We start from the raw sequence: 24,760 nt of genomic DNA on the forward strand, positions 1-24,760 counted from the left end.
GTCAGTCCCTCCGTCTCAGCAGCCCTCGGCCGCCCGCGTACTTCTTGTGCACCGCCTGCCGGCTCACTTCCAGACAGTGCGCGATCTCCTGCCAGGACCAGCCCTGGTCCCTGGCGTTCTCCACCTGGAGGGCCTCCAGCCGGTCGACCAGCGTCCGCAGTGCCCGTACGGCCCGCAGGCCGACGGCCGGATCGCGGCTACCGGCGTCGGATGCCAGTTGCGCCGTATCACTCATGTCTGTCAATTTAGGTTGACGAGGTCCATCTGTCAACCCTGATTGACGGCGACACGCCGGGGAGGCCGAAAATCGTTTGCCGGGCCAGGTCGGAGTTTGTGACCCTTGTTGTGAGATGCGCTCCTTACCAGCCGCCGACCCCGGCCTTCCCGATGCCCGCAGCCCGATCCGTTACCTGTTGTGGGTGGCCCGCATGCAGCGAGGCCCACTGCTCCTCGGCATCGGCTACGCCATCCTGTGGTGGCTGGCGATGGCGCTCGTCCCCGCCGCGATGGGCAACGGCATCGACGCGATCACGGCCAAGGACCTATCGGCCCTGGTCACCTGGGGCGCCGTGGTGCTCGCCCTGGGAATCACCCAGGCCGTCACGGGCATCCTGCGGCACCGGATGGCCGTCTACAACTGGCTGAGTGCCGCCTACCGGACCGTCCAGGTCACCGTCAGGCAGTCGACCCGGCTGGGCGCGACCCTGCCCAAACGCATGTCCACCGGCGAGGTGGTCAGCGTCGGCAACTCCGACATCGCCCACATCGGCAACGCGATGGACATCCTGCTCCGCGGCTGCGGCGCCGTCGTCGCCATCGCCGTCGTGACCGTCATCCTGATCGACGCCTCGCCGCAACTGGGACTGATGGTGCTGGTCGGCCTGCCCCTCGTGGCGGTCGCCGTCGCACCCCTGCTCAAGCCGCTGCACCGCCGCCAGAACGACCACCGCGACCTGCAGGGCGATCTCGCCACCCGCGCCGCCGACATCGTCACGGGCCTGCGGGTGCTCCGCGGCATCGGCGGTGAGCGGGTCTTCGCCGACCGCTACGGCGCCGAGTCGCAGCGAGTGCGTCACGCCGGCGTGCGGGTGGCCTCCGTCGAGTCGATGCTGGAGGGCGCGCAGGTCCTGCTGCCTGGACTGCTGATCGCCGGGGTGACCTGGCTCGGCGCGACCTTCGCGATGCGCGGCGAGATCACCGCCGGCCAGCTCGTCGCCTTCTACGGCTACGCGGTCTTCCTGATCGCCCCGGTGCGCACCCTCACCGAGGCGGCCGACAAGCTGACCAAGGGGCACGTCGCCGCCCGCAGGGTGGTGCGCATCCTGGCGCTGAAGCCCGAGGTGGAGGGCGGCACCGGCCGCTCGGAGGGTGGCCTGCTGCGCGACGTGACCTCCGGGGTCGCGGTGCGCCCCGGCATGCTCACCGCCGTCGCGGCGGCCGTCCCCGAGGAGGCCGTGACCATCGCCGACCGGCTCGGCCGCTACAGCGACGGCGACGTCGACTTCGGCGACGTGGCGCTCGACGCCCTGCCGATCTCCGAGGTCCGCCGCCGCGTCCTCGTCGCCGACAACGAGGCCCAGCTGTTCGCCGGGGTGCTCAGGGACGAACTGGACGTCACCGGCCGCGCCTCCGACGAGGAGATCACCCGGGCGTTGCAGGCCGCGTGCGCCGTCGACATCGTCGAGGCGCTGCCCGGCGGTCTGGAGGGGCGCGTCGCCGAGGCCGGCCGGGAGTTCTCCGGCGGTCAGCAGCAGCGGCTCAGGCTCGCCAGGGCGCTGACCCTCGACCCGGAGGTGCTCATCCTCATCGAGCCCACCAGCGCGGTCGACGCGCACAGCGAGGCCCGCATCGCCGACCGGCTGGCCAAGGCCCGCGCGGGCAAGACCACGCTGGTCTGCACGACCAGCCCGCTGGTGCTCGACCGCACCGACCACGTCATCTACGTCGAGGGAGGCGTCGTGCGCGCCGAGGGCACGCATCGGGAGCTGCTGGCCACCCACCCGGGCTACACCGCCGTCGTGACCCGGGGTGAGGAGTCATGAGCAGGCAGATCCTGCCCGTCGCCGACACCGCGCAGGTTCGGGCGTACGCCCGCAGGCTCACCCTGAAATATCCCGGAGGGCTCACCGTGGCGCTGGGCCTGCACGGCCTGGCCGCCGTCGCCGGCCTGGCGGTGCCGTGGCTGCTCGGCGGCCTCGTCCAGGGCGTCCAGGACGGCACCGGGACCGACGTCACCATGGTGTCGCTGGCCATCGGCGGCTTCCTGGTCGCCCAGGCGGTGCTGGTCAGGTTCGCCGTCTACGCCTCGGCCAGGCTCGGTGAGAAGGTCCTCGCCGAGCTGCGCGAGGAGTTCGTCGGGCGGGTGCTCGGCCTGCCGCTGTCCGTCGTCGAGCGGGCCGGATCCGGCGACCTGATCTCGCGGACCTCGCGTGACGTCGACTCGCTGTCGCGCACCGTACGGCACGCCGTGCCCGAGACGATGATCGCGCTGGTCACCTGCCTGATCACCGTCGGCGCGCTGGTACTGGTCGGGCCGCTGCTCGCGCTGCCCTCGCTGCTGGCCGTCCCCATCCTGTGGATCTCCACCCGCTGGTATCTCAACCGGGCCAGGGACGGTTACCTGCGCGAGAGCGCCGCGTACGCCGACATGACCGACGGGCTGGCCGAGACGGTCGGCGGCGCCCGCGCGGTGGAGGCCCTGGGCCTGCAGGAGCGGCGGCACCGTCGCACCGACACCGACATCGCCCGCTCGTGGGCGGCCGAGCGCTACACGCTGGGGCTGCGCACCGTCTGGTTCCCCTCGGTCGAGCTCGGCTACGTGATCCCGATCGTGGCGACGCTGGTCATCGGCGGTCTGTTCTACGTCCAGGGCTGGGTCTCGCTGGCCCAGGTCACCGCGGCCACGCTCTACGTCCAGCAGCTCATCGACCCGCTCGACCGGCTGCTGATGTGGATCGACGAGCTCCAGGTCGGCGGCGCCTCCATGGCCCGGCTGCTCGGCGTCGCCGAGGTGCCCGACGACCGCGAGGCCACCTCCGCCGCTCCCGAGGGCAGTGCGCTGGCGGCCGACGACGTCCGCTACGCCTACCGCGAGGGCCACGACGTGCTGCACGGCATCGACCTGCTGGTCGAGCCGGGCGAGCGGCTGGCCATGGTCGGCCCGTCGGGGGCGGGCAAGTCCACGCTGGGCCGCCTGCTCGCCGGCATCCACGGCCCCCGCACCGGCTCGGTCACCGTGGGCGGCGTCCCCCTGGTCGAGCTACCCCTGAACGACCTGCGCGGCCAGGTCGCCCTGGTGACCCAGGAGCACCACATCTTCCGGGGCACGGTGCGCGACAACGTGCTGATCGCCAGGCCCGACGCCGACGACGCGCGGGTTCGCGAGGTGCTGGAGGCCGTGGACGCCTGGGACTGGGTCGAGGCCCTGCCCGAGGGGCTCGACACGGCGGTCGGCTCCGGCGGCGAGCACGTTCCCCCCGCCCAGGCCCAGCAGCTGGCCCTGGCCCGGCTGGTGCTGGCCGACCCGCACACCCTGGTCCTCGACGAGGCCACCTCGCTGATCGACCCCCGCGCGGCCCGCCGCCTGGAACGCTCGCTGGCCGCCGTCCTGGACGGCCGTACGGTGATCGCCATCGCCCACCGCCTTTACACGGCCCACGACGCCGACCGCGTCGCGGTGGTGGAGGACGGCCGCATCAGCGAACTCGGCTCCCACGAGGAACTGGTCGCCGCGGGAGGCTCTTACGCGGCCCTGTGGCGCAGCTGGCACGGCACCTCCAAGTGACGAGTGCCGAAGGCCGCCCCGGCCGCGCCGAGGGAGTCAGTCTCGGAGGGCCTTCGGCCGGGCCGCGTCCTGTTTCGGAGGCTCGGGAGGGGCCGGGCGGCGGACGTGGACCGGCGTTCCTGTCGGGATCATGTCGAACAGGGGCTTGGCGTTGTGCAGCGGGACCCGGATGCAGCCATGGGACGCGGGGTGCAGCGGGACCCTCTCCGAGCCGTGGAAGCCGATGCCCCCGTTGAAGTAGATGGTGTAGAACTGGTCGCCCAGCGGCCCGTGGGTCCATCCGGTGGTCCGCCACCAGGAGCGGAAGTCTCCGACGGGCGTGACGGCGACCCCGCAGTGGCCGTTCTTGCAGTAGTGCTTGTCGTTACCGGTCGAGATATGGGTGACCAGGGCCGGCTCGCCGTCCCGCCAGGCGGTGAGCAGCTGGCGACGCAGGTCGATCTCCACCCTGGTGGGCTCTCCCCAGGGCACCAGCGGTCTGAGACGCGCGGGGTGGGCGAGGGCCTTCCAGGTCGGCGGGTCGATCTCGTCGACGGCGGGCAGTCCGTTGGCCTTCTGGAAGGCCCATACGGCCGCGCGCAGCGCGGGGTTGTACTCCTGACTGGAAGATCCTGTGTTGAACCCCAGCCGGTCGAGACGTTTTTTGATCTCCTGGACCTGGGTTCCCCGGTCACCGGGGCGGAGGACGGGGAAACGCGACAGTGGGGTGTGCTCGGAACGGGGCGGGTGGTCATCGGCGACGGCGGGTTCGGAGCGTCTCGGTGACGCGACGCCGGTGTTCGCGATGCCGAACGGCAGGCACGAGGTGAGCGCGAGGGCCGTGTTCGCGATCAGAAGGCACTTGACGATTCTCTGCATTTCAGTGAGCCTTTTTGGTCTGTCGTCGCGACCGGGCAGGGTGATATGCGGTGACGGAGGCACCGGGCCACCTCACCGTATTCAGGCCGTCTCGCGTCGACTTCGGGAAGAAAAGAGAATGCTCAGCAGGAGTAGGAGTACGTACGGTCCTCCACGGCCGCGCGCACCAGGCCGACGGCCTCCTGGGCGCAGCCCCAGGAAAAGCTGAATCCGGCCCCGCCGTGTGCGAAGTTGTAGATGATCCGCCCTTCCTCGTCCCATTCGAGGCAGACGTTTTCCTTCCGAAACGGCCGCAGTCCGGCCCGTACCGGCTCATCGGGATCCAGCTCGAAACTTCGCAGCGCGGGCATGAAGGCCAGGCAGCGCTCGTACATGTCCCGCACCGGAGGGTGGTTCTCCAGGTTGATTCCGGTGTCCCACTCGTCCTTCTCCGCCAGCCCGCCGAGAACAAGGATCTGCGGACTGCGCGGCACGATGAAGACGATGTCCTGCTCGCTGTTGTTCGCCTCGTCGTGGGAGACGCAGTGGGCCTCGTCGATCCCGTCGTTGCGGACCCGCACCAGCGCACCGCGGAGTGGATACATGCTGACACCGCGGAGCTCGGCGGTGCCGAGCCCCGCGCAGCAGACGATCACCTCGGCGTCGAACCGGTCGAGGAGCTCGGCCTTCCTCTCGGTCAGCGTCCCCTCGATCCGATGCCGTCTGACCCGCACCCCGTGCGTTTTGACCTGCCGCATCAGCCACAGCATGTACCGGTCTGTGTCGATCATGGGCGCCAGGTGGGAGTAGGCGTCGACCACGCCGTAGCCGGGGCTGATGCCGTTCCGCTCGGCGAGCGATCGGTCGCGGACGAAGCCGCGCACCTTCCCCGCGAGCTCCCGCATCTTGTGGAGATCGTGGGGATTCTCCTCGACGGGGTGCTTGAAATAGAAGTTGGACCTCCGCATGGCCACCCCGGGAACTCCGGACCGGGCCAGCTCCTCGAATATCCGGTACGAGGTGACGCACCAGCTCTTGGAGCGGGCGAGCGAGACCTGGTCGTGGTGGTAACCGCAGACCGCGGGCGGCCACTCCCACAGCGCGCCCGCGACGACCGAGACGATGTCGGGTGCGAACCTGTCCGCGATGACGGTGACCCGGAATCCCTCCCTGGCCAGACACAGCGCGGTCGTCAATCCGCTCACACCGGCTCCGACGACAAGTACCTTCTCTGAATTCGCGCGCACCTGGGAACGCCTTCTTTCTGGATCCGTCCAGCTCGATCAATTTTCGGCGTGGCCGACCGAGGAAGGCCGTCACGACGATCGCTGAAACTTCTCCAGGGTAAATCGAGGCACCGGTGAACCCCGGAATGGCGGCGAATCCGGGATGGGGGACGGATGGCCACCGGCGAATGGGAAAAAAGTACCGAACGGGGAAAAGCCATACGCGCCCCAAATCCCATGATGACGAGCGTTTGGCGGCGTGCCGGATTTTCATCGCCAATCCATGGATCGGCTCGGGAGAATACCGGCGCATTCTTGGCCGTTCCCCGGCGGGCGCGGTGGGCCGATCGGGGGCACGGCGGGCTGGATTGCCTACGTTGCCCCGGGGACTCGCCTATATATCCTCGGTGGGACTGTTGGGGGGTCGAGTCGTACTTGTTCCAGAACGTGGCGACCGGGGGAATTCAGCCGCGCGTCCGATGGGGGACGCCGTGCTGGTGAGCGGTTCTGTGCCGCACCGGCACGGCGTCACACCCTCTGACGGGAATGGCCCCGGCTCAGACCAGGGCCTTCTTGAGGAAGTCGACCTGGAGCAGGAGCAGGTTCTCCGCCACGACCTCCTGCGGGGTCATGTGGGTGACCCCGGACAGCGGCAGCACGTTGTGCGGGCGACCGGCGGCCAGCAGAGCCGAGGAGAGGCGGAGGGTGTGGGCGGCGACCACGTTGTCGTCGGCCAGGCCGTGGATCAGCAGGAGGGGACGGTCCAGCTTCTCGGCGTCGGCGAACAGGGACGAGGAGTCGTAGTGCCCCTCGTCGGGCCGGCCGAGGTAGCGCTCGGTGTAGCAGGTGTCGTACAGGCGCCAGTCGGTCACCGGGGCTCCCGCGACGGCCGCGTGGAACACGTCGGGGCGGCGGAGCACGGCCAGGGCGGCCAGGTAGCCGCCGAAGGACCAGCCACGGATGCCGACCCGCGTCAGGTCCAGGTCGTCGGGGAACCGCGCGGCGGCGCCGTGCAGGGCGTCGATCTGGTCCTCCAGGATCGGGGTGGCCAGGTCGTGCAGGATGGCCCGCTCGAACTCGGGGCCCCGCCCCGGGGTGCCGCGGCCGTCGGCCACGACCACCGCGAAACCCTGGTCGGCGAACCACTGGCTGGTCAGGTGCGCCCCGGCCGCGGCCAGGACGCGCTGGGCGTGCGGTCCGCCGTACGGGTCCATGAGGACCGGCAGTCTCGCAGAGCCCGGCACATGACCGGAGGGCAGGAGCACCGCGGTGGCCAGGTCGCGCTCGCCCGCCCTGATCAGGGAGACCCGCAGGTCCAGGCCGGGGCGCTCGGCGTACGAGGTGATGTGGCCGCGGGGCGTGCCGTTGTGCAGGACCCGGGTGACGGAGCCCTCGCTTTCGAGGGTCTGACCGGTGATCACGAGGGTGCCGCCCGCGGTGTGGCCGCTGTAGACGCCGCCCTCGGTCGGGCTGACGAGCGTGATCTGACCCCTCCGGTACGCCCATACCGCGATCTCGGTGGGTTCCCCGCTCGCCCGGAAGAGCACGGTCTCGCCGTCGATGTCGAGGATCTCGCGGACCTGGAGGGTGGGCGGCGTGACGGGGTCGTCGCCGACGATCAGGCGGTGGCCGCCCTCGGAGGTGGCGGCCCAGACGAGGCTGCCGTCGGCCAGGTGGCCGGGCACGCCGGTGACGACGTCGACCCAGGCGGGGTCGGTGTCCTCGCGCACCGGGGTGGAGGTGCCGGTGGCCGGGTCGACGGCGAGCAGCCGCATGGTGCGCTGGTCGCGCGTCATGGTGACGATCGACAGGCCGTGGGCGTCCCAGGCGGCGTTGACCAGGTACTCGTCGTCGAAGGGCACGGGGACGCGGGCCCCGGTGAGGGTCAGCACGAAGAGCTCGACCCCGGCGTTGGCGGTTCCCGCGGAGGGATAGCGCTGCTCGGCGGCGGGCCGGGCCGGGTTGGCCGGGTCGGAGATGTGCCACCGCTGGACCGGCGACTCGTCGGCCCGCTCGACCAGGATCGCGTCCCCCGACGGGGACCACCAGTAGCCCCGCATGCGGTCCATCTCCTCGGAGGCGATGAACTCGGCCAGGCCGTAGGTCACCTCCGGGGTCTCGGGGCGGGCCAGCGCATGGTCGACCTCGTCCGCCAGGTCCTGGATGTGGAAGGCGCCGCCGGTCACGTAGCCGATGTGTTCTCCGGTGGGGGACATCCGAGGGTCGATCACCGGTCCGGGGGTCTTCAGGTTCCTTATGTACCCGGTCTTCAGGTCGACGACGTAGAGGCCACCGGAGAGCGCGAACGCGGCGGTGGTCACCGTGGCGTCGGTGCTGTATCCGACGATGCCGCCGGCCTGCTCCCTGCTCCGCTCGCGGCGCGCCCGCTCCTCGGGGGGCAGGTTCTCGTCGTCCGCGGCCAGCGCGCGCGGGTCGACGACGAGCCGTTCCGCGCCGCTGAGGACGTCGTACTCCCACAGGCAGGTCACCGGGTCGGAGCCGCCTCTGGTCCGTAGGAAGACGACGCGATCACCGCCCGGAGCGATCGTGAAACCGCGGGGCACTCCGAGGGTGAATCGGCGGGTTCTGGCGTGCAGGCGAGGAAAGCTCTCACTCATACGAGCCATCTTGCCAGTTCCGCATCGGCTGTCCTGTTTTCCAGAAGTGGTGAATTCGGAGGTTCTGGGCGATCCCTGGCATCGATACCCTCGAACCTATGACTGACCGGCGCCTGATGCTCGTGCACGCCCATCCGGACGACGAGACGATCGGCAGCGGGGCCACCATGGCCAGGTACGCGGCCCAGGGCGCGCACGTCACGCTGGTGACCTGCACCCTGGGGGAGGAGGGCGAGGTCATCCCGCCTGAGCTGGCCCACCTGACCGCCGATCGCGACGACACCCTGGGAGAGCACCGCGTCTCCGAGCTCGCCGCGGCCTGCGCCGCGCTCGGCGTCACCGACCACCGGTTCCTGGGCGGCCGGGGCCGCTGGCGCGACTCCGGCATGATGGGCGTCGTCTCCAACCACGCCGCGAACGCCTTCTGGCAGGCCGATCTGGACGAGGCGGCGGGCGAGCTCGTCAGGATCATCCGCGAGGTGCGGCCCCAGGTGCTCGTCACCTACGACGAGAACGGCTTCTATGGCCATCCCGACCACATCCAGGCCCACCGGGTCACCTGGCGGGCCTTCGAGCTGGCGGCGGACCCGGCGTTCGGCGAGGGCGGCCCGTGGCGCGTTTCGAAGTTCTACCACACCGCCATGCCCAGGTCGGTGATGATCAGGGGCGAGGAGGCGATGCGCGAGAACGGCGTCCCCTTCCTGGTCGAGCCGGTCGCCGACCTGCCGTTCGGCTGCGCGGACGATGACGTCACCACCGAGATCGACGCCCGTGCCCATCTCGAACGGAAGATCGACGCGATGCGGGCGCACGCCACCCAGATCAGCGTGAGCCCGCCCTGGTTCGCCCTGTCCAACGACGTCGGCCAGGAGTTGCTCGGGATCGAGCACTTCATTCTCCGCTCCGGCGCGCGGGGTCCCGCGGGGCCGGGAGCGCCGATCGAGGTGGGAGGTCTCGGCGAGCCTTATGGCCGCGAGGACGACCTCTTCGCCGGGATCGGTTAGCCTCGATGTTTGTGATGGAGCAGGTTCCCGCGACACGCGAACCCTCGGAGACGGTTGTCACCGTGGCGGTCAACGCGGTGCTCGTCATGTTCGGGCTGCTGATGGGCGTCCTCGGCGGGTTCGAGCACTCCTGGTACATCAGGCCCGTCCCGGTCTCCGCCCTCGTCTGCGTCGCCCTGCTGTTCGCGATCACCTACGGAGCGGGCCGGATGACCCGCGGCAAGGCGGCGGCCCTGTCGTTCGCGATGGGCTGGGCGCTGATCACCATGATCTGGATCACCGGACGGCCGGAGGGCGACCTGGTCATCGCCAATGACCTGTCCGGCTACGTCTACCTCTACGGGGGCCTCGTGGCGGTCGCGATGGGGGTCCTGCTCGCGCCACCGGCCGCGGAGGGCGGCTCGTGGCTGCTCACCCAGCACGGGTACGGTCCTCGCCCGCAGCCCTCACCCGCCCCGCCGGGCCCGCAGCCCCCGCCGGGCCCGCAGGTCCCGCCCGGCACCTGAGGCTCGCCCGGCCGGGTTCTGCCCGGACCCCGCGCGGTGAGGACCGCTACCGCGAGCCGTCCGGATGACGCACAATCCCGGTATGCGGCGGTTACATCGGGTACGGCGGACTGTTAACCACATCAACCTGTCCACGCCCCTGGGGCTGCTACTGGCGCGCCTCGGGCGGGCCAGGGTGGCCGCCGGGCCCGACGGGCTGATCCTGGCGTACGGCTACCGCTTCCGGTTCCCGATCGCCTCGGCGTTCACCGTGGGCAACGTGGTGCTGACCAAGCACGAGGAGGGCTTCCTCGCCGGAGCCCTGCTCAGGCACGAGGACCGGCACGCCTCCCAGTACATGTTCTGCGTGGGCCTGCCGATGCTCCCGCTCTACGTCGTGGCGGTGGCGGTCTCCATGCTGATCTGCGGCGACCACGCCTCGTGGAACCTCTTCGAGCGGCTGGCGAACCTGGAGGACGGCAACTACGCCCGCAGATCCCCGTGGTGGTTTCGTACTAAATCCTGTTAAAAGGGAATGGATCTCTCTGTGGGGGGATCAACAGGGGGTGAGCTGACGATGACAGAAGGGGACCGCCCATGTCGCAGACGTCCCACCCCGAAGCCGCCGCCACAGAACTCACGAGCCCTGTCGAAGAGCCGCCCCGCCGTTCCGGGTGGTCGGCCCGGTTCGCCACGCGGCCGGCGCGCGCGCTGAGACAGCTGGGCCGGGCTCCCAAACGAATGGCCGTGGCCGAGGCGGCGGCCGGTTCCGCCACGCTCCCGGAAGCCCCCACCCGACCGGAGCCGCCCGTACGACCGGCGCCGCGACCGGCGCGTCCGCCGGGCCGCCCGGCACCCGCGCCCCGGCGGTCGTGGCCGGGTGGCTTCAGGGATCGGCTGACCTCGCCGGTCCCGACCTTCCAGGAGCTGCTGGCGATCATGTGGCACGGCAGGCTCCGCCCAGGGGTCGGGGACGCGGACCGCATCCCGGTCCACCGGGACGGGCTTCCCCGCCCGACGGGGACCGACGCGGTCCTCACCTGGGTGGGCCACGCGACGTACGTGGTGCAGATCGGCGGGCTGACCATCCTCACCGACCCGGTCTGGGCCAGGAAGATCCCCGGCACCCGGCCCCGCCTGACCCCGCCCGGCGTCGCGTGGGCGGACCTGCCCCGGATCGACGCCGTGGTGATCAGCCACAACCACTACGACCACCTGGACGCGCCGACCGTGCGGCGGCTGCCGCGGAGCACGCCGGTCCTCGTCCCGGCCGGGCTCAGGTCCTGGTTCACCAGACGCGGGTTCCGCCACGTCATCGAGCTCGACTGGTGGGAGAGCACCTGGGTGGGCGGTGTCCGCTTCGACTTCGTACCCGCCCACCACTGGAGCCGCCGCACGGTCTGGGACACCTGCAGGACCCTCTGGGGCGGCTGGGTGATCGCCTCCGACGACCAGACGATCTACTTCGCCGGGGACACCGGTTACGGCGAGCGCTTCGCCCAGATCGGGGCGCGCTATCCGGGCGGCATCGACCTGGCCCTGATGCCGGTGGGCGCGTTCGAGCCCCGCTGGTTCATGAAGGCCGTGCACGTCGACCCCGCGCAGGCCGTACGGGCCTGCCAGGACGTCGGGGCGCGCCGGATGGCGACCATGCACTGGGGCACGTTCGTACTGTCAGGAGAGTCGCTCCTCGCGCCGGTGGAGGAGGCCAGGGCGGCCTGGGCGGAGGCGGGGCGGGACCGCGCCGACCTGTGGGACCTCGCCGTCGGCGAGTCCCGCGTGCTGACCACCTGACGGCCTGCGACTCGGCGTCCCGGTGGGCGGGCGCCTCCTGGCGCCCGCCTCGGATCATCAGGGGCTGAGCGTCAGGACGTTGGTGGCCGCCTTCTTGACGGACTCCTCGCGGGCGAGCATGGGGACGGTCTTCCCGCTCGCCCAGAGCGGCGCCTGGTCCCAGTAGTTGTCGTGGAACGCGTGGCCGGAGGCGCCGGTCAGGTTGATCCACTGGGATTCGTCCAGGTTCCCCAGGTCGACCACCATTCGCATGGACGGCAGCCAGCCCACCGTGTAGTCGGACTGGACGTCCCAGCCGGCGGCGTTGACCGCGTCGTCGCTGCCGGCCACCGGGAACGGGCCCCGGTTGAACAGCCACTCGATCGGGCCGATCCCCGAGGTTCCGAAGGTCTGGTGGACGAGCTTCAGCGAGTGCAGGTCTCCCCAGCGCCAGTCCTTGACGTCCGGGCCGAGCCGGGCGTTCAGCTCGTCGTAGGCCAGGGCCATCGCCCGTCGCAGCATGTCGTCCCGGGTCTCGGTACGCGGGGTGCCGCTGTCGTCCCAGAACGCGTCGTCCGGCTTGTCGAGCATGACCCGGACGACCTCGAACCAGCGGTCGCCGCCGCCGGGCCAGGCTCCCTCGGGCAGGTCGTCGTTGAAGGTCTCGATGAGCAGGTGCCGCCAGACGGCGTTGAAGTACATCGCGGGGGCCGAGTCCTCACCCTGCGAGCGGTCCCACTTCCGCAGCAGCTCGCGAGCGTCCTCGGCGGGCCCGGCGATCTTGACGTCCGTCAGCCTGGGCACCAGGAGGTCGGCGAAGCCGTTGTCGGTGTCCTGTTGCAGCGCGCTCATCGCCGCCACGTCCACCTTGCCGTCCTTCACCGCGTCGCGGAGGCGGTCCAGGATGCGCTGGGAGCGGTATCCGTACGCCCAGTCCTTGGTGAGGTTGTACGGGTAGCGGGTGGGGTCGATGACCGCGTTGTTGGCGGTCACGATGTAGCCCTCCGGCGGGTTGTAGACGCTGGGCAACTCGTTGAAGGGGATCGTCGACTGCCAGGCGTACTCGCCGGTCCAGCCCGGCACCGGCCAGGTGCCGTCGCCGTGGCTCCGCACCGGGATCCGCCCGGGGGCCTGGTACCCGATGTTGCCCGCGGTGTCGGCGTAGATCAGGTTCTGTGCGGGCACCTCGAACTTGCTCGCCGCCGCCCGGAACTGCTGCCAGTCCTGCGCGGTGTTCAGCTCGAAGATCGCGTCAGCGGTCCTGCCCGGCTCCAGGGCCGTCCACTTGAGCGCGACCGCGTCGGCCTTCTCCTCGAAGACCGCGTCCATGCCGGGCAGCGTGTCCTTCGTGCTCTGCAGGACGTCGGAGATGATCGGCCCGTGCATGGTGTCGCGCACCTTGAGCTGTACGTCGGCGCCTCCGGCCACCTTGATCGTCTCAGTCCTGGTGGTCAGCGGCTTCCAGTCGCCCATGAACAGGTACGAATCATCCTTGATCCGTTCCAGGTAGAGGTCGGCGACGTCCGGGCCGAGGTTGGTGAAGCCCCAGGAGATCCTGTCGTTGTGGCCGATGATCACGCCGGGCACGCCGGAGAAGCTGAACCCGGTGAGGTCGAACGGGCACTCGGGACCCTTGGCGCGGCAGTGCAGTCCGGTCTGGTACCAGACCGAGGGCATGCCCGCGGACAGGTGGGGGTCGTTGGAGAGCAGGGGTTTGCCCGACTTGGTGTGCTTGCCGCCGACCACCCACGAGTTCGAGCCGATGCCGCTGCCGCCCGCCGGGTCGCCCATCAGGCTCGGCACCGCGCGGATGGCCGCCGCCGCCCGGACCAGCGCCCCGGTGGCCGGTGTCCCCGGCGGCTCCGTGACGCTCTTCTTCGGCTCCTCGTCCTGGTCGAACCCGCGTTCGCCGACCGAGCCCCGGGTGACGATCGGCTGGTGGGTGTCGTACGGGTAGGAGGGCCAGAGCTGCTCCACCCGCCCGCGGGGCAGCTTGCTCGCCGCGAGGGCCCGGCCGATCTCGTCGGTCAGGTTGGAGCGCAGGTCCCAGGCCATGGCCTTGAGCCAGGCCAGCGAGTCGACCGGGGTCCACGGCTCGGGGCTGTAGCCGGGGCTGGTCGCCCGCAGCAGCACGTACTCCAGGCTCCGGGCGGCGAAGCCGTTGTTCTGCTCCATCCAGGCGTTCACCCCGCCGGCGTAGGCGTCCAGGTAGCGCCTGGTCTGCTCGCCGAGCAGGGGCAGCTCCTTCTCCGCCACCTTTCGCCAGCCCATGGTCCGGATGACCTTGTCCTCGGTCAGCGTCGCCGAGCCGAACATCTCCGACAGCCGGCCGGCGGTCACGTGGCGGCGGAAGTCCATCTCGAAGAAGCGGTCCTGCGCGTGCACGTAGCCCTGGGCGAGGAACAGGTCGTCGGGGGAGTCCGCATAGATATGCGGGATACCCGTTTTGTCGCGATATACGGTGACTTTCCCGGTGAGGCCACGTACCTTGAGCTCGCCTTCGAGTTGGGGGAAGGACGCCCGTACACTCCACACGCCGGCCCCGGCGAACAGCAGACCGAGCACCACGAGGACGGAAAGTACGCGTGCCAGCCACTTGAACGGACGGGGCATCCAGGCGTACGGGCGAAACCTCACAAAAACCTCCTAGGCGACATGCTCCAGCAAGTGTGGCACCACCCCAGAGGTCCCGGCATTGTGGTCATTAGCGAAGATGCGGGTATGACACTTTCCACGGCCGATCTGGTCGACGCCCACGGCGCCGCGGTCGCGAGCTGCCTGGCCCAGTTCCGCTCCTACGGCCTGCGCGCCCGATTCGCGGGCCCGATCGCGACGGTCCGCTGTCTGGAGGACAACGCCCTCGTCAAGCGGGTCCTGGCCACCCCCGGTGCGGGCCGCGTGCTGGTGGTGGACGGTGCGGGCTCACTGCGCACCGCGCTGATGGGCGACCTCATCGCGGCCTCGGCCGTCTCCTCCGGCTGGTCAGGCGTGGTCATCAACGGCGCCGTCCGCGACACCGCCGCCCTCGCCGGCCTGGACCTGGGTATCAAGGCCCTCGGATCGAACCCGGCCAAGAGCGCCAAGGAGGGCACCGGCGAGCTCGACGTCCCCGTCACCTTCGGCGAGGTCGTCTTCACCCCCGGCGCCTGGCTCTACAGCGACGAGGACGGCATCCTCGTCAGCCCCGTCGAGCTCTCCTGACGTGCCGTTCCCGGTCGCCGAGGAGTCCCGGCCCGGAGTGCCGCCCCACGGCCGGGACCGGGAGCGACCGGGGGAGGAGGCGGCCCCGGTCCTGGCGGCAGGTCAGATCGGGCCGATTCCCCAGTGGTGGACGGCGCGGTCTCCGGGAACGAGCCGGATGACGTCCTCACCGCTGCGGAAGGCGTTCGGCGGGCAGCTCATCGGCTCCACCGCCAGCCCCTGGCGGCGGTGCTCCTCGGGGAGGGTGTCACCGGTGTAGAGCTGGAGCCACTCGATCCCCTCACCCGCCCACAGCTGGACCCCGCGGGTCCCGTCCGCGTCGCTCAGCCGCACCCGTACCAGCCCGTCGGCGCCGCGCGCCAGGTCGGTGAACGCGGTGTCGAGCACTGTCCGGCCGATCGGGCGGGCGGTCCTGAAGTCGTACTCGGTCTTCTTGACGTCCTGGCGGTCAGTGGGGATCTTCCGGTCGTCCACCGCGAGCCACTGGCTCGCGGGAAGTTCCAGAAGCGCGTCGTCGAGGGTGCCGAGCGTCAGGTAGGGATGGGCCCCGAAGCCGTACGGCGCGTCGGTGGTGCCGATGTTCTCCGCGGCCACCTCGACCTCCAGGCCGGACGCGCCCAGCGCGTACCGGATGGACAGATCCAGGATGTGCGGATAGCCGAGCTGGGGGAAGAGCCGCAGCCCCAGCCGGATCGAGGTGTCGTCGTGGGAGAGGACACGCCAGGGGAACGACCGGGAGAAGCCGTGGATCGCGTTGCCGGTCTGCGGCTCGCTCAGCGCGAGCCGCCGCTCCTCGCCGTCGAACGTGTAGCGGCCGTCCTCGATCCTGTTCGGCCAGGGGAGCAGCGGCAGCCCCGCGCCGCCGATCGGGGACAGGTCCTCGGGGAAGTCGACGACGAGCGGCCGGCCGTCCAGGGTGAGGCTCCGCAGGCCGGCCCCGACCTCGGTGATGACCGCCTGGAAACCGTCGGCCGCGATGGTGTACTGAGTCCCGGTGGGCGCGATGTTTGTCACCCGGTAATTCAACACCTATGAGACAGCTCTGTGGCGGGTCGTGTCAGGGGCTGTTCCCGGCGCGGGCCGCTCCGTGGCCGTGTCAGAGACCGGGTTTCTGACACGGACCGCGCCGAGGGCCGGTCAGGGGGATGTCAGGACCAGGTCTGGCCCTCCGGGGTGTCGACGACCTTCACGCCGAGGGCGGCCAACTCGTCGCGGAGGCGGTCGGAGGTGGCCCAGTCCTGGGCGTCGCGGGCTCGGGCGCGTTGCTCGACAAGCTCCGCGGCACCCCCGGGCAGGCTCCTCGACCTGCCGATGTCGAGGGAGAGGTCCAGGGCGAGGATCTGGTCGAGGTGCAGGAACGCCTCGAAGCGGGAACCGGGGGCGACCGAGCCGTCGCGCTCCAGCTCGCGCAGGAGCCGGAGCGCCAGCGGGGTGTCGAGGTCGTCGTCGAAGGCCGCCTCGATCCGGGAGACCCGATCGGCGGGCATCGGGCCGCTCGGCGACTCCGACCACTCGGCCACCTGGCTCCGCCAGCGCCGCAGGGTCCTGTCGGCGGCCCGCAGGGTGTCCCAGGTGAGGTTCATCTGCTGGCGGTGGCGGTGCTCAAGCAGCGCCAGCCGCACGGCCAGCGGGTCCAGACCCGCGTCCGCCACGTCCTTGAGCAGCACCACGTTGCCGGTGGACTTCGACATCTTGCGCCCGTCGAAGAGCAGGTGCTCGCCGTGGACCCAGTGCCGCACCACCTCGTGTCCGGCGGTGGCGTCGGACTGGGCGCGCTCGTCCTCGTGGTGCGGGAAACGCAGGTCGATCCCGCCGGTGTGCACGTCGATGCGCTCGCCGAGGAGGTGCAGCGACATGGCCGAGCACTCGATGTGCCAGCCGGGGAAGCCCCGGCCCCACGGCGTCTCCCAGGTCAGCTCCCGGTCCGAGGGCTTCCACAGCGCCCAGTCGGCGTGGAAGCGCTTGCGCGGATCGACGCCCTCGACCCGGTGGCCCGGCCTCAGCCGGTCGAGCCGGTTGCCGGAGAGCTCACCGTACGTCGGGAAGGAGGCCGCGTCGAAGAAGACCGACCCGTCGGGCACCGCGTACGCGTGCCCCTTCTCGATCAGCTTGGCGATCATCTCGATCATCAGGTCGATCGTCTCGCTGGCCCGGGGCGAGTGCTCGGGCGGCCGGATGTTCAGCGCGGCCGTGTCGGCGAGGAAGGCGTTCTCGTAGAACCGTGAGATCTCCAGGGCGCTGCGCCCCTCGGCCCTCGCCTGGGCGAGCACCTTGTCCTCGCCGGAGGGGTCGATCTCGGCGTCGTCGACCAGGTGACCGACGTCCGTGATGTTGCGGCAGACCACCACCCGGACCCGCTGCCGCTCGCTGACCCGCCTGATCAGGTCGGACAGCAGGTATGACCGGAGATTGCCCACGTGGGCCGACCTGTAGACGGTCGGTCCGCAGGTGTACATCCGCAGCGAGCGGCTCCCCTCGGGAACGATCCGCTCGACCTGGCGATTCCGCGTGTCATACAGGCGCAACATACGCCGAGCCTACGCAATCAACCCCGATCCCACATCGGACGGGCTCCACACACACGCGATGGGAGCCGACTCGGCCGAGCCTACGCGAGCGGAGCGAGCGCCATCAGACACTGCCTTCCAGGAAGGCGAGGATCTCGCGGTCTCCCCGGTCGCGCAGGCGGGCGATCACCTCCTCGCGGGTGCAGCCGTCCGAGAGGCCGATGCGGGCGCCGATCAGCCGGATGCCCTCGGCCTCCGAGGCCACCGGCGCCGTGTAGCCGATCAGGTGCAGCGCCCGGTTCAGGGCGGGCAGCGCCGGTGAGGCGGCGGGCAGGTAGCGGGTCAGCAACTCGCCGCCGTCGGAGACGGTCAGGAAGACGTGGTCACCCTCGGAGGCGTTGGTGGCGATCAGGACGGGGCGGATGGAGCCCATGGTCGGCTGGTTGTGCCAGCTGATCACCACGTCGCCCGAGGGGGTGGAGGCGGTCAGCTGGCCGCCGGGGGCCATGCCGAGGTGCGCGGCGAAGCCGGTCGGCAGCGGGGAGCCGGAGCCGCGCAGGTGCTCGGCGTTGACGTCCACCCGGTGCCACCAGCGCCCGTCGCGGCTGCGGAAGCAGCGCCGGGTCTCCGAGACGTCGCGGCGCGGCTGGTAGTCGGCCTGCTCGGCTCCGGCCACCCGGATCCACCCGCGCTGCGTGCGCTCGAAGCCGGGGCCGCCGGCGTACGCGCGGACCGAACTCTCGCTCACGTCGTAGCGCCCGGTGAGGTTGGTGACGATCGTGTTGACGGACGCCTCGCCGTTGGCGCGTTCGATCTCCCTGACGATCATTTCCCGGATGCCCAGATACTGCTCGCCACCCCAGCGCGACAGCCCGTACTTGTTCCGGTCGACCCGCAGGAACCGGTCGTCGGCGGTGAGCTGGTTGCGGATGCCGACGAGGCTGTAGTCCTCGCCGATGCGTTCCTGGATCTCCTCGGGCGTCAGCGGGTTGCCCGCCACCGCGAGCACGGCCTCGGCCTTGTCGTTGACGCTGCGCGGCCAGGGCACCACGTGGTTCTCCAGCACCCGCAGCTGGGGCACCGCGATGAGCCAGCGCTCGGCCACGTCCTCGCGGATGCCGAGCTGGCTGACCAGCGTGACGGCCTCGTCCAGCGGGCGCGGCCCGTCCGTGAACAGCTGCCTGGTCTTCTCCCTGAGCTCGTCCGCACCGCCCGCGACCAGCCAGCCGTCCACCTGCTCGTAGCCGCTCAGCAGCGTCCTCACGAACCGCCAGGAGGGGATGCCCAGCGTGGCCAGGTCGGTGCGGTGCCAGGGCACCGCCGCGGCCAGGTCGTCGGCGGGCACGGCGGAGCCCAGCCGGCCCCGCAGCCAGGACACGTGGCCGGTCAGCGGGGCCGCGTCATCCTTGGCGAGCCAGGCCTCGACATGGTCGCGCAGGTCACGCTCGATCTGCCGGATGCGCTCCCTGGTGACGGAGAAGCGCTGGGCCAGGTCGTCGAGGGTGGCCCGCTGGGAGGCGTAGAGCCGGTCCCTGGCGATGGCCCGCTGCCGCTCGTCCAGCGTGGCGAAGACCTCGTCGATCAGCTCGGGCAGTGGCCGGTCGGGCCTTGCCGGGCGGGTCCGGGCGACGCTCTCCTCGGTGACCGGTTCGAGCAGCCGCTCCAGCACCCCGGTGAACAGCTTGTGCACCGTCTCGCGGCCGAGCCCTTCGGGCGTGCGTACGCTCGAGGCGGGGTCGGCGAACCTGAGCAGCGGGAGGACGTCACCGAGCATCAGGTGACCCCAGCACGCCAGGGCGAGGTCGGTCAGGCGTCCGGCGACCTCGGGCGTCCCGATGGTGGAGCAGGCCCTGTCGAGCGGAAGCGCCTGCCACCACGCCTCTGGGAGGCGTGGATCGGTTGCGATCGGCGCTACCTGGCCGGGAGAGGTCCAGCGCAAAGGTGGCGCGATGTCGCTCAGGCTGAGGTTCATTGAGGTCCAACCGGCAAAGGGGATTACATCCGCAGTTCAGACTATGTGGTCAGTTGGGAAGGAAGGGACTTGCCCGTCCGGAATGGGATACGTAAAGGAGTTCTCGTGCCCGGGTGCAGGCGACATAGAGCAGGCCGCGCTCCCGCTGGAGATCGTGGGCCCTGGCCGCCGGATCCTCGCCGATGGGGGTCAGTGAGTCGGGGTCGGGCACGATTCCCTCGCCCACGCCGATCACCGCGACCCGCCGGAACTCGAGTCCCTTCATGCCGTGCAGCGTCGTCACTCGCACCCCCAGCTCGCGCAGAGCGGTCCGCGCGTCACGCACGAGGCCGGCGGTCCTGGCGGCCACCGCTATCTCCTCGGGCATCACGCCCTCATCCACCCACTCTCCCACCTGTGCCACCAGCCCCGTCAGCTCATCCTGCGGTGAATCGTAGGCTCGGACCATCGGCCTGAGCCCGTGCCGGGTGCTCCGGAAGCCGTAGAGCTCCTGCACACCGTCGACGAGCCCGTCGGCGGGACCGCCTCCGCGTAACCGGACTCCCCAGGACAGGATCTCCTGTGGGAGCCGGTACGACACCTGCAGACGCTGCTGGATCGCGTCGATCCCGACGGCGCTGAGCGTCACCCTCGTGTCGAAGATGCGCTGGTGCGGGTCGCCCACGATGAACAGGTCGTCGCGGGCGTGCGGCACCGCCGCCCGCAGCAGCCGCCACTGCGCGGGGTGCAGGTCCTGCGCCTCGTCCACCACGATGTGCCGGTACGGCTCCCGCATGGGCTCCGTCTCCTCCAGCAGGTCTCCCGTGGTCTGGCCGAGCAGCACCGACGCCTCGGAGGCCAGCTGCAGCAGGGTCCGCTTGCCGCGCTCTCGCAGCCGTCCGGTGACGTGCCCGATCGCGTCCCAGACGGCGCCGCGCTCCTCGGCCGACAACTCGACGCCGCGGCCCGAGCGGGGGGTGTCCAGGTACTCCTCCAGGGTCCGGAGGTTCTGCGCCAGCACCACCTGCTCCCACTCGCGCAGCAGGAACGCCGGGCTGTGGCCGGCCGCCGTCTCCTCCCAGAGCGCCGTCAGCTCGGCGGCGCCGACCAGCGAGGGCGGACGGCCCTCGGCCTCCGCGACGATGCGGTGGGCCAGCCGGTCCACGTTGCCGACCTCGATCCGCTTGCGGATCGTCTCGTCCTCGACCAGCAGGTCGAGCCTGGTCGCGAGTTCGGCGCTCAGCCCCTGGGAGAAGGTGACGAGCAGGATCTGGCCGCTCGCGCGCCTGGCCAGGTGGGCCGCCCGGTGCAGGGCGACGAGCGTCTTTCCGGTGCCCGCGCCACCGGTGATCAGCGTCGGCTGCTGGTAGGACTCCCAGTACGCCAGCCGGTGCTGCGGCGGCCGCAGGAACACGCACCAGCCGGGCGCGTCGAGCACGCGGTTCAGCTCGCGCGGGTGGTCTGTGAAGACGGCCCGGTCCGGGCTGCGCAGGAGCGCGGCGCCGAAGTCCTCGGGGTTGATCGGCTCGGGTCCCGCGGCGACGGCGCGGCAGTTCTCCAGCTCCCGCCAGGCCCCGGCCATCGACTCGCCCCTGGCGAGCGCCGCCAGCGGCTCGTACTGCGTGGGGGGCAGCAGCGGTTCGAGCGCCTCCAGGGTGAGCTGGTCGGTGATCTGCCTGACCAGCGGCAGGAACCGGCCGTCCACCCCCAGTTCGGCCAGGTCGCTGTCGCAGATCTCGGAGAACAGCCGCGTCGTGGACGCCTCGGCCGCCCTGCGCACCGCGGGCCGTACCTGGTCCAGCGCCTCGGCGTCCCACATCTCGACCACGCCCAGCGCGGTGTTGACGCCGAACCGGTAGCGCTGGGCGTACGCCCACGCCTCCGCGTCCGGCAGCACGGTCAGCAGCCAGTAGACGTCCCGCTGCTTGACCACGACGCCCCGGTACCGGTCGGCCAGCCTCAGGGTGGCGACCCGGGGGTCCCTGGCCCCCCTGACCCGCTCGGGGTGCGGAGCACCCGCCACGTTCTGCAGGAACCTGCGCGCCGAGACCACGACGTCCCGGCGCACCGGCTGGGCCAGGGCGCCGAGTTCGACGGGGAAGTCCGGGGAGATGGCGAGGCGGGGCATGAGCTAGGCCAACAGTGACAGGAGATCGCGGTCCCCGCGTTCTCGTAGCCGGGTGAGAAGGTCGGGTATGCCCACGGGGCCCGTCATGCCGACCCGGGTGGCGATGACCCGCCCGGCCTGTTCCGGGGTGCCGCCCGAGGCGGTGTAGCCGACGAGTCTCAGCGCCTGGGCTGTCGCCTCCCCCTCGCCCCCGGCGGACGGTAGGTGCCTGGCCCGCAGGACTCCCTCGTCGGAGAGGGTGAGGAACAGGTGGCTGCCCTCCTTGGCCCCCACGTCCTCCAGGAGCGTTCTGAGCGACTCGAGCACGGGCCTGTCGTGCCAGCTGAGGACCAGATCGCCGACCGCGCTGCTGACCGTGCGGCCCTCACCGGGTGACATCCCGAGGTAGGCGGCGAACCCGCTGGGCAGCGAGCACTCGGCGCCTCGCAGGTGGTCGGAGGTGACGTCGATCCGGAGCCACCAGCGGCCGTCGGGCTGGCGGAAGCAGCGCCTGGTCAGCGAGACGTCCTTCAGCGGGCGGAAGGGGGCCTTCGCCGGTTCCCCGTTCTCCCGCGGCGCGCCGGGCGGCTTCTCCGCGATCAGGGCCGGGGCGCCGTTCGGGCGCTGGGGAGGCCGTTCGCCCGCGCCGAGGATGCGGAGCTGCGGAACGTTCTCCAGCCACTCCTTGGACACCTCGGGGTGGATGCCCAGCGAGGAGACCATGTCGAGGGCCTTGTTGATGGTCAGCGGCGGCTGGGCGTCGCTGAGCATGTCGCGGGTGCGATGGCGGAGCTCGGCGATGTCGCCCTCCACCAGCCACTCGTCGACCAGGTGGTAACCGGGGAGCGTGGCCAGCACGAACTGCCAGGCCGGGATGTCGAGAGAGTGCAGCTCCAGGGTGTGCCAGTCGGCGGCGTTGATCAGCCGCTCCTTGGGCGCCGCCCTGCCGAGCACCCTTCTCATCTCCTCCAGGTGTTCCCGGTACGGGGCGGCCTCGTCGGAGGCGATCCACTCCCCGAGCTCCCGGCGCAGGTCGACCTCGATGCCGAAGATGACCTCCGGCCGCACCGCGAAGAGCTTGGCCAGCGCCTCCGCGCTCGCCGGGGTGTCGCTGAACAGCCTGTTCTGCGCCACCGCCCAGCGCTTGTCCTCCACGTTGGCGAAGACACCGTCCACCAGCGCGTGCAGGTTCTCCACAGGCTGCCCGGCCCGACGGCTCCGCGCGGCCTCCTCCGGCTCGGGGGCGCCCGCCGCCTCCGGGGCGGCGGCGGGTACGGAGTCGTCGATGGGGTCGTCGATGGGGTCGTCGATGGGGTCGTCGCCGGTTTCGGCGACCGCCTCAACCGGAGCGGCGGCAGCCGCCTCGGCCTCGGGCACGCTCTCGGCGGGGGACTCCCGGACTTCTTCGAACGCGGCGCCGGGCGCGGCGGCCTGAGCCTCCGCGTCGGTCACGGGCGGATCGTTCCTCGCCGGGGCCGGCTGGAAGAGCGATTCAGGGACGGCGGCGGGCTCAGCCTCAGCCTCAGCCGCACGACGTGCCTCGGGCACCGGCAGGGCTTCCGGCACGGCGTCCCCGGCGCTCTCCACGCTCTCGGCCGTGCTCTCGGCCGTGCTCTCGGCCGTGCTCTCGGCCGTGCTCTCGGCCGTGCTCTCGGCCGTGCTCTCGGCCGTGCTCTCGGCCGTGCTCTCGGCAGTGGGCCCTGACGTGGGCCCTGAAGTGGGTTCGGCAGCGGGTTCTGCGGGGGACTCCGCCACGACACCCGGCCCGGTCTCCGGCCCGGTCTCCGGCGCGGGGACGGCTTCAGACTCATTCGGTATGGCATCGGACTCGCCCGGGGCCGACTCGCTCCGCGCGGTGGGCGCCTGGACCGAAGCCACCGGAACCAAAACCGCCTGGACCGAAGCCGCCGGGAGCGGGGTCGCCAGGCGTGCGAAGACCGCCGTGAAGAGGGCGTGCAGTAGCGGGACCGGCTGGATGAACGGCTGGTCGCGCAGGTCGTGGCCGGTCAGCGCGAGGAGACCCGGCCAGGATCCCGCGCGGTCGAGGGCTATGGCCGTACAGGGCTCGTCGGCCTCGTCCGGGTCCAGGACGTGCAGTGCGGGCAGCACGTCGCCCACGGTAGCGGCAGGCCAGTGGTTCAGGGCGAGCGCGGTGAGGATCTCGGCCAGCCGCTCAGGAGGCAGTACGGCGAGCACGCGGGCCATCGGCAGGCTCCGCCACCAGGCGTCCGGCAGGTCAGGCTGGTCGCGCAGAAGTGGGATCGTGGCCGCGTCGCTCCAGCGTAGCGGCGGCACGAGGTCACTCAGACAGAAGTTCATCCGTTCCCTTCACCAGCCCCTTAAGCCGCCCGAGACACTCCATGTGGCCGGGGAACGAGACTCATGGAACAGACCATAGTCTGGCAAATCGCCACGGCGCATTGGGTCGGTTCAGCGGCGTACAGCCGCGAACCGCAGTCGCACGTAGTCGGCCATCCAGCCGGTCTCCCGCCGCAGGGCGGGGGCGGCCAGCTCGTTCACCCGGTGGAGCAGCGAGTCGACCATCTCCATCGGCACTTCCTGGAGCAGCGAACCGGCGAACATCCGCACCCAGTCGGCCGCCCCGTTGGGGCACTCGTCGAGCGGGGTCGGCCGATCGAAGTATTCCAGCAGGCGGACCGTGAAGCCGCCCTTCTCCAGCCTTGTGGCGTATTCGGCGGGGGTGGGGAAGTACCACGGCAGGCCGGGCTCACGGAGCCCGTACTCCCGCCAGGCGGTGGACAGCGCCGCCGTCAGCGCGGCGCAGTTGCCCGCGCCGCCCATCTCGGCCACGAACCGTCCGCCGGGTGCGAGGGCCTCGCGGACACTGGTGATCACCGCGTCCGGCTCCTGGCCCATCCAGTGCAGGGCCGCGTTGGAGAAGACCGCGTCGTAGGGCTGGGCCACCGTGAAGTCGCGGCCGTCGCCGACTATGAAGTCCAGCCCCGGGTACTGCGCCAGGGCTTTTTCGATCATCGCCTGCGATCCGTCGATCCCCAGGACGTGCGCGCCCCGGGAGGTGATCTCGGCGGTCAGCGTCCCCGTGCCGCAGCCGAGATCCACGATGCGCTCGCCCGGCTGCGGGTCGAGTAGTTCGACCAGGGGGGCGCCATGTGCTGAAACGTACCCGAAGCTGCTGTCGTAGGCGCGAGCGTTCCACCTCGTCAAGCTAGGCGCGTCGTATCGCAAGACGATCAGCTCACATTCTGAGACGCCAGGGTCTCTTATCGGTACTCTCCAGACACTTTA

At 71.0% G+C, this 24,760-nt stretch carries 18 protein-coding genes; 7 read left to right on the plus strand and 11 right to left on the minus strand.

Annotation, left to right across the window (positions count from 1 at the left end):
- Position 1: 1 nt before the first annotated feature.
- Positions 2–235 (minus strand): RNA polymerase subunit sigma-70, encoded by a 234-nt coding sequence (locus ACWD3H_RS09435; protein WP_350921694.1) that lies wholly within the window; start codon positions 233–235, stop codon positions 2–4.
- A gap of 115 nt (positions 236–350) precedes the next feature.
- Between ACWD3H_RS09435 and ACWD3H_RS09440 the strand changes: the two genes are divergently transcribed.
- Both ACWD3H_RS09440 and ACWD3H_RS09445 read left to right on the plus strand, forming a co-directional pair.
- Positions 351–2,042, plus strand: coding sequence for an ABC transporter ATP-binding protein (locus ACWD3H_RS09440; protein WP_451954606.1), 1,692 nt, complete (start codon positions 351–353; stop codon positions 2,040–2,042).
- Positions 2,039–3,784, plus strand: coding sequence for an ABC transporter ATP-binding protein (locus tag ACWD3H_RS09445; protein ID WP_451954607.1), 1,746 nt, complete (start codon positions 2,039–2,041; stop codon positions 3,782–3,784). Before ACWD3H_RS09440 ends, ACWD3H_RS09445 begins: the two co-directional genes overlap by 4 nt.
- A 36-nt stretch (positions 3,785–3,820) precedes the next feature.
- Here ACWD3H_RS09445 and ACWD3H_RS09450 read toward each other — a convergent pair whose 3' ends face one another.
- From ACWD3H_RS09450 to ACWD3H_RS09460, 3 genes are all read right to left on the minus strand, one after another.
- Positions 3,821–4,642 carry a L,D-transpeptidase family protein gene (locus tag ACWD3H_RS09450; RefSeq protein ID WP_451954608.1) on the minus strand — a complete coding sequence of 274 codons (822 nt, stop codon included), beginning with the start codon at positions 4,640–4,642 and terminating at the stop codon, positions 3,821–3,823.
- Between the two features lie 122 nt (positions 4,643–4,764).
- Complete coding sequence (locus ACWD3H_RS09455; RefSeq protein ID WP_451954609.1) at positions 4,765–5,868, minus strand: FAD-dependent oxidoreductase; 1,104 nt, start codon at positions 5,866–5,868, stop codon at positions 4,765–4,767.
- A 536-nt stretch (positions 5,869–6,404) separates the two neighbouring features.
- Complete coding sequence (locus tag ACWD3H_RS09460; RefSeq protein WP_451954610.1) at positions 6,405–8,465, minus strand: prolyl oligopeptidase family serine peptidase; 2,061 nt, start codon at positions 8,463–8,465, stop codon at positions 6,405–6,407.
- Between the two features lie 98 nt (positions 8,466–8,563).
- On the opposite strand from ACWD3H_RS09460, the gene mshB reads away from it, so the two are divergent.
- From mshB to ACWD3H_RS09480, 4 genes are all read left to right on the plus strand, one after another.
- A complete protein-coding gene (gene mshB, locus ACWD3H_RS09465; RefSeq protein ID WP_451954611.1) occupies positions 8,564–9,469 on the plus strand; it encodes an N-acetyl-1-D-myo-inositol-2-amino-2-deoxy-alpha-D-glucopyranoside deacetylase in 906 nt (301 codons plus the stop codon).
- A gap of 14 nt (positions 9,470–9,483) precedes the next feature.
- A complete protein-coding gene (locus ACWD3H_RS09470; protein WP_451954612.1) occupies positions 9,484–9,975 on the plus strand; it encodes a DUF6113 family protein in 492 nt (163 codons plus the stop codon).
- Between the two features lie 82 nt (positions 9,976–10,057).
- A complete protein-coding gene (locus ACWD3H_RS09475) occupies positions 10,058–10,483 on the plus strand; it encodes a hypothetical protein (RefSeq protein ID WP_451954613.1) in 426 nt (141 codons plus the stop codon).
- Positions 10,484–10,551: 68 nt separating this feature from the next.
- Positions 10,552–11,748, plus strand: coding sequence for an MBL fold metallo-hydrolase (locus ACWD3H_RS09480; RefSeq protein ID WP_355550788.1), 1,197 nt, complete (start codon positions 10,552–10,554; stop codon positions 11,746–11,748).
- Positions 11,749–11,805: 57 nt separating this feature from the next.
- Here the strand turns inward: ACWD3H_RS09480 and ACWD3H_RS09485 are convergent, their stop codons facing one another.
- Positions 11,806–14,340, minus strand: coding sequence for a penicillin acylase family protein (locus tag ACWD3H_RS09485; protein ID WP_451954682.1), 2,535 nt, complete (start codon positions 14,338–14,340; stop codon positions 11,806–11,808).
- Positions 14,341–14,448: 108 nt separating this feature from the next.
- On the opposite strand from ACWD3H_RS09485, the gene rraA reads away from it, so the two are divergent.
- Positions 14,449–14,928: a ribonuclease E activity regulator RraA gene (gene rraA / locus ACWD3H_RS09490; RefSeq protein WP_451954614.1), complete on the plus strand. Its 480-nt coding sequence runs from the start codon at positions 14,449–14,451 to the stop codon at positions 14,926–14,928.
- Between the two features lie 102 nt (positions 14,929–15,030).
- On the opposite strand, the gene ACWD3H_RS09495 is transcribed toward rraA, so the two are convergent.
- The 6 genes from ACWD3H_RS09495 to ACWD3H_RS09520 form a co-directional block, all read right to left on the minus strand.
- Positions 15,031–15,942 carry an aldose 1-epimerase family protein gene (locus ACWD3H_RS09495; RefSeq protein ID WP_451954615.1) on the minus strand — a complete coding sequence of 304 codons (912 nt, stop codon included), beginning with the start codon at positions 15,940–15,942 and terminating at the stop codon, positions 15,031–15,033.
- Between the two features lie 134 nt (positions 15,943–16,076).
- Entirely contained in the window at positions 16,077–17,456 is a 1,380-nt protein-coding gene (gene cysS, locus ACWD3H_RS09500; protein ID WP_451954616.1) for a cysteine--tRNA ligase, read from the minus strand.
- A 103-nt stretch (positions 17,457–17,559) separates the two neighbouring features.
- Positions 17,560–19,407, minus strand: coding sequence for a sigma factor-like helix-turn-helix DNA-binding protein (locus tag ACWD3H_RS09505; RefSeq protein WP_451954617.1), 1,848 nt, complete (start codon positions 19,405–19,407; stop codon positions 17,560–17,562).
- A gap of 49 nt (positions 19,408–19,456) precedes the next feature.
- Entirely contained in the window at positions 19,457–21,514 is a 2,058-nt protein-coding gene (locus ACWD3H_RS09510; RefSeq protein WP_451954618.1) for a UvrD-helicase domain-containing protein, read from the minus strand.
- A 3-nt stretch (positions 21,515–21,517) separates the two neighbouring features.
- Positions 21,518–23,812 (minus strand): hypothetical protein, encoded by a 2,295-nt coding sequence (locus ACWD3H_RS09515; RefSeq protein WP_451954619.1) that lies wholly within the window; start codon positions 23,810–23,812, stop codon positions 21,518–21,520.
- A gap of 111 nt (positions 23,813–23,923) precedes the next feature.
- The gene (locus ACWD3H_RS09520; RefSeq protein ID WP_350921759.1) at positions 23,924–24,679 is read right to left on the minus strand and encodes a class I SAM-dependent methyltransferase; all 756 of its coding nucleotides are present in this window, start codon (positions 24,677–24,679) and stop codon (positions 23,924–23,926) included.
- Positions 24,680–24,760: the final 81 nt, after the last annotated feature.

It is taken from the genome of Streptosporangium sp. NPDC002607, assembly GCF_053592655.1.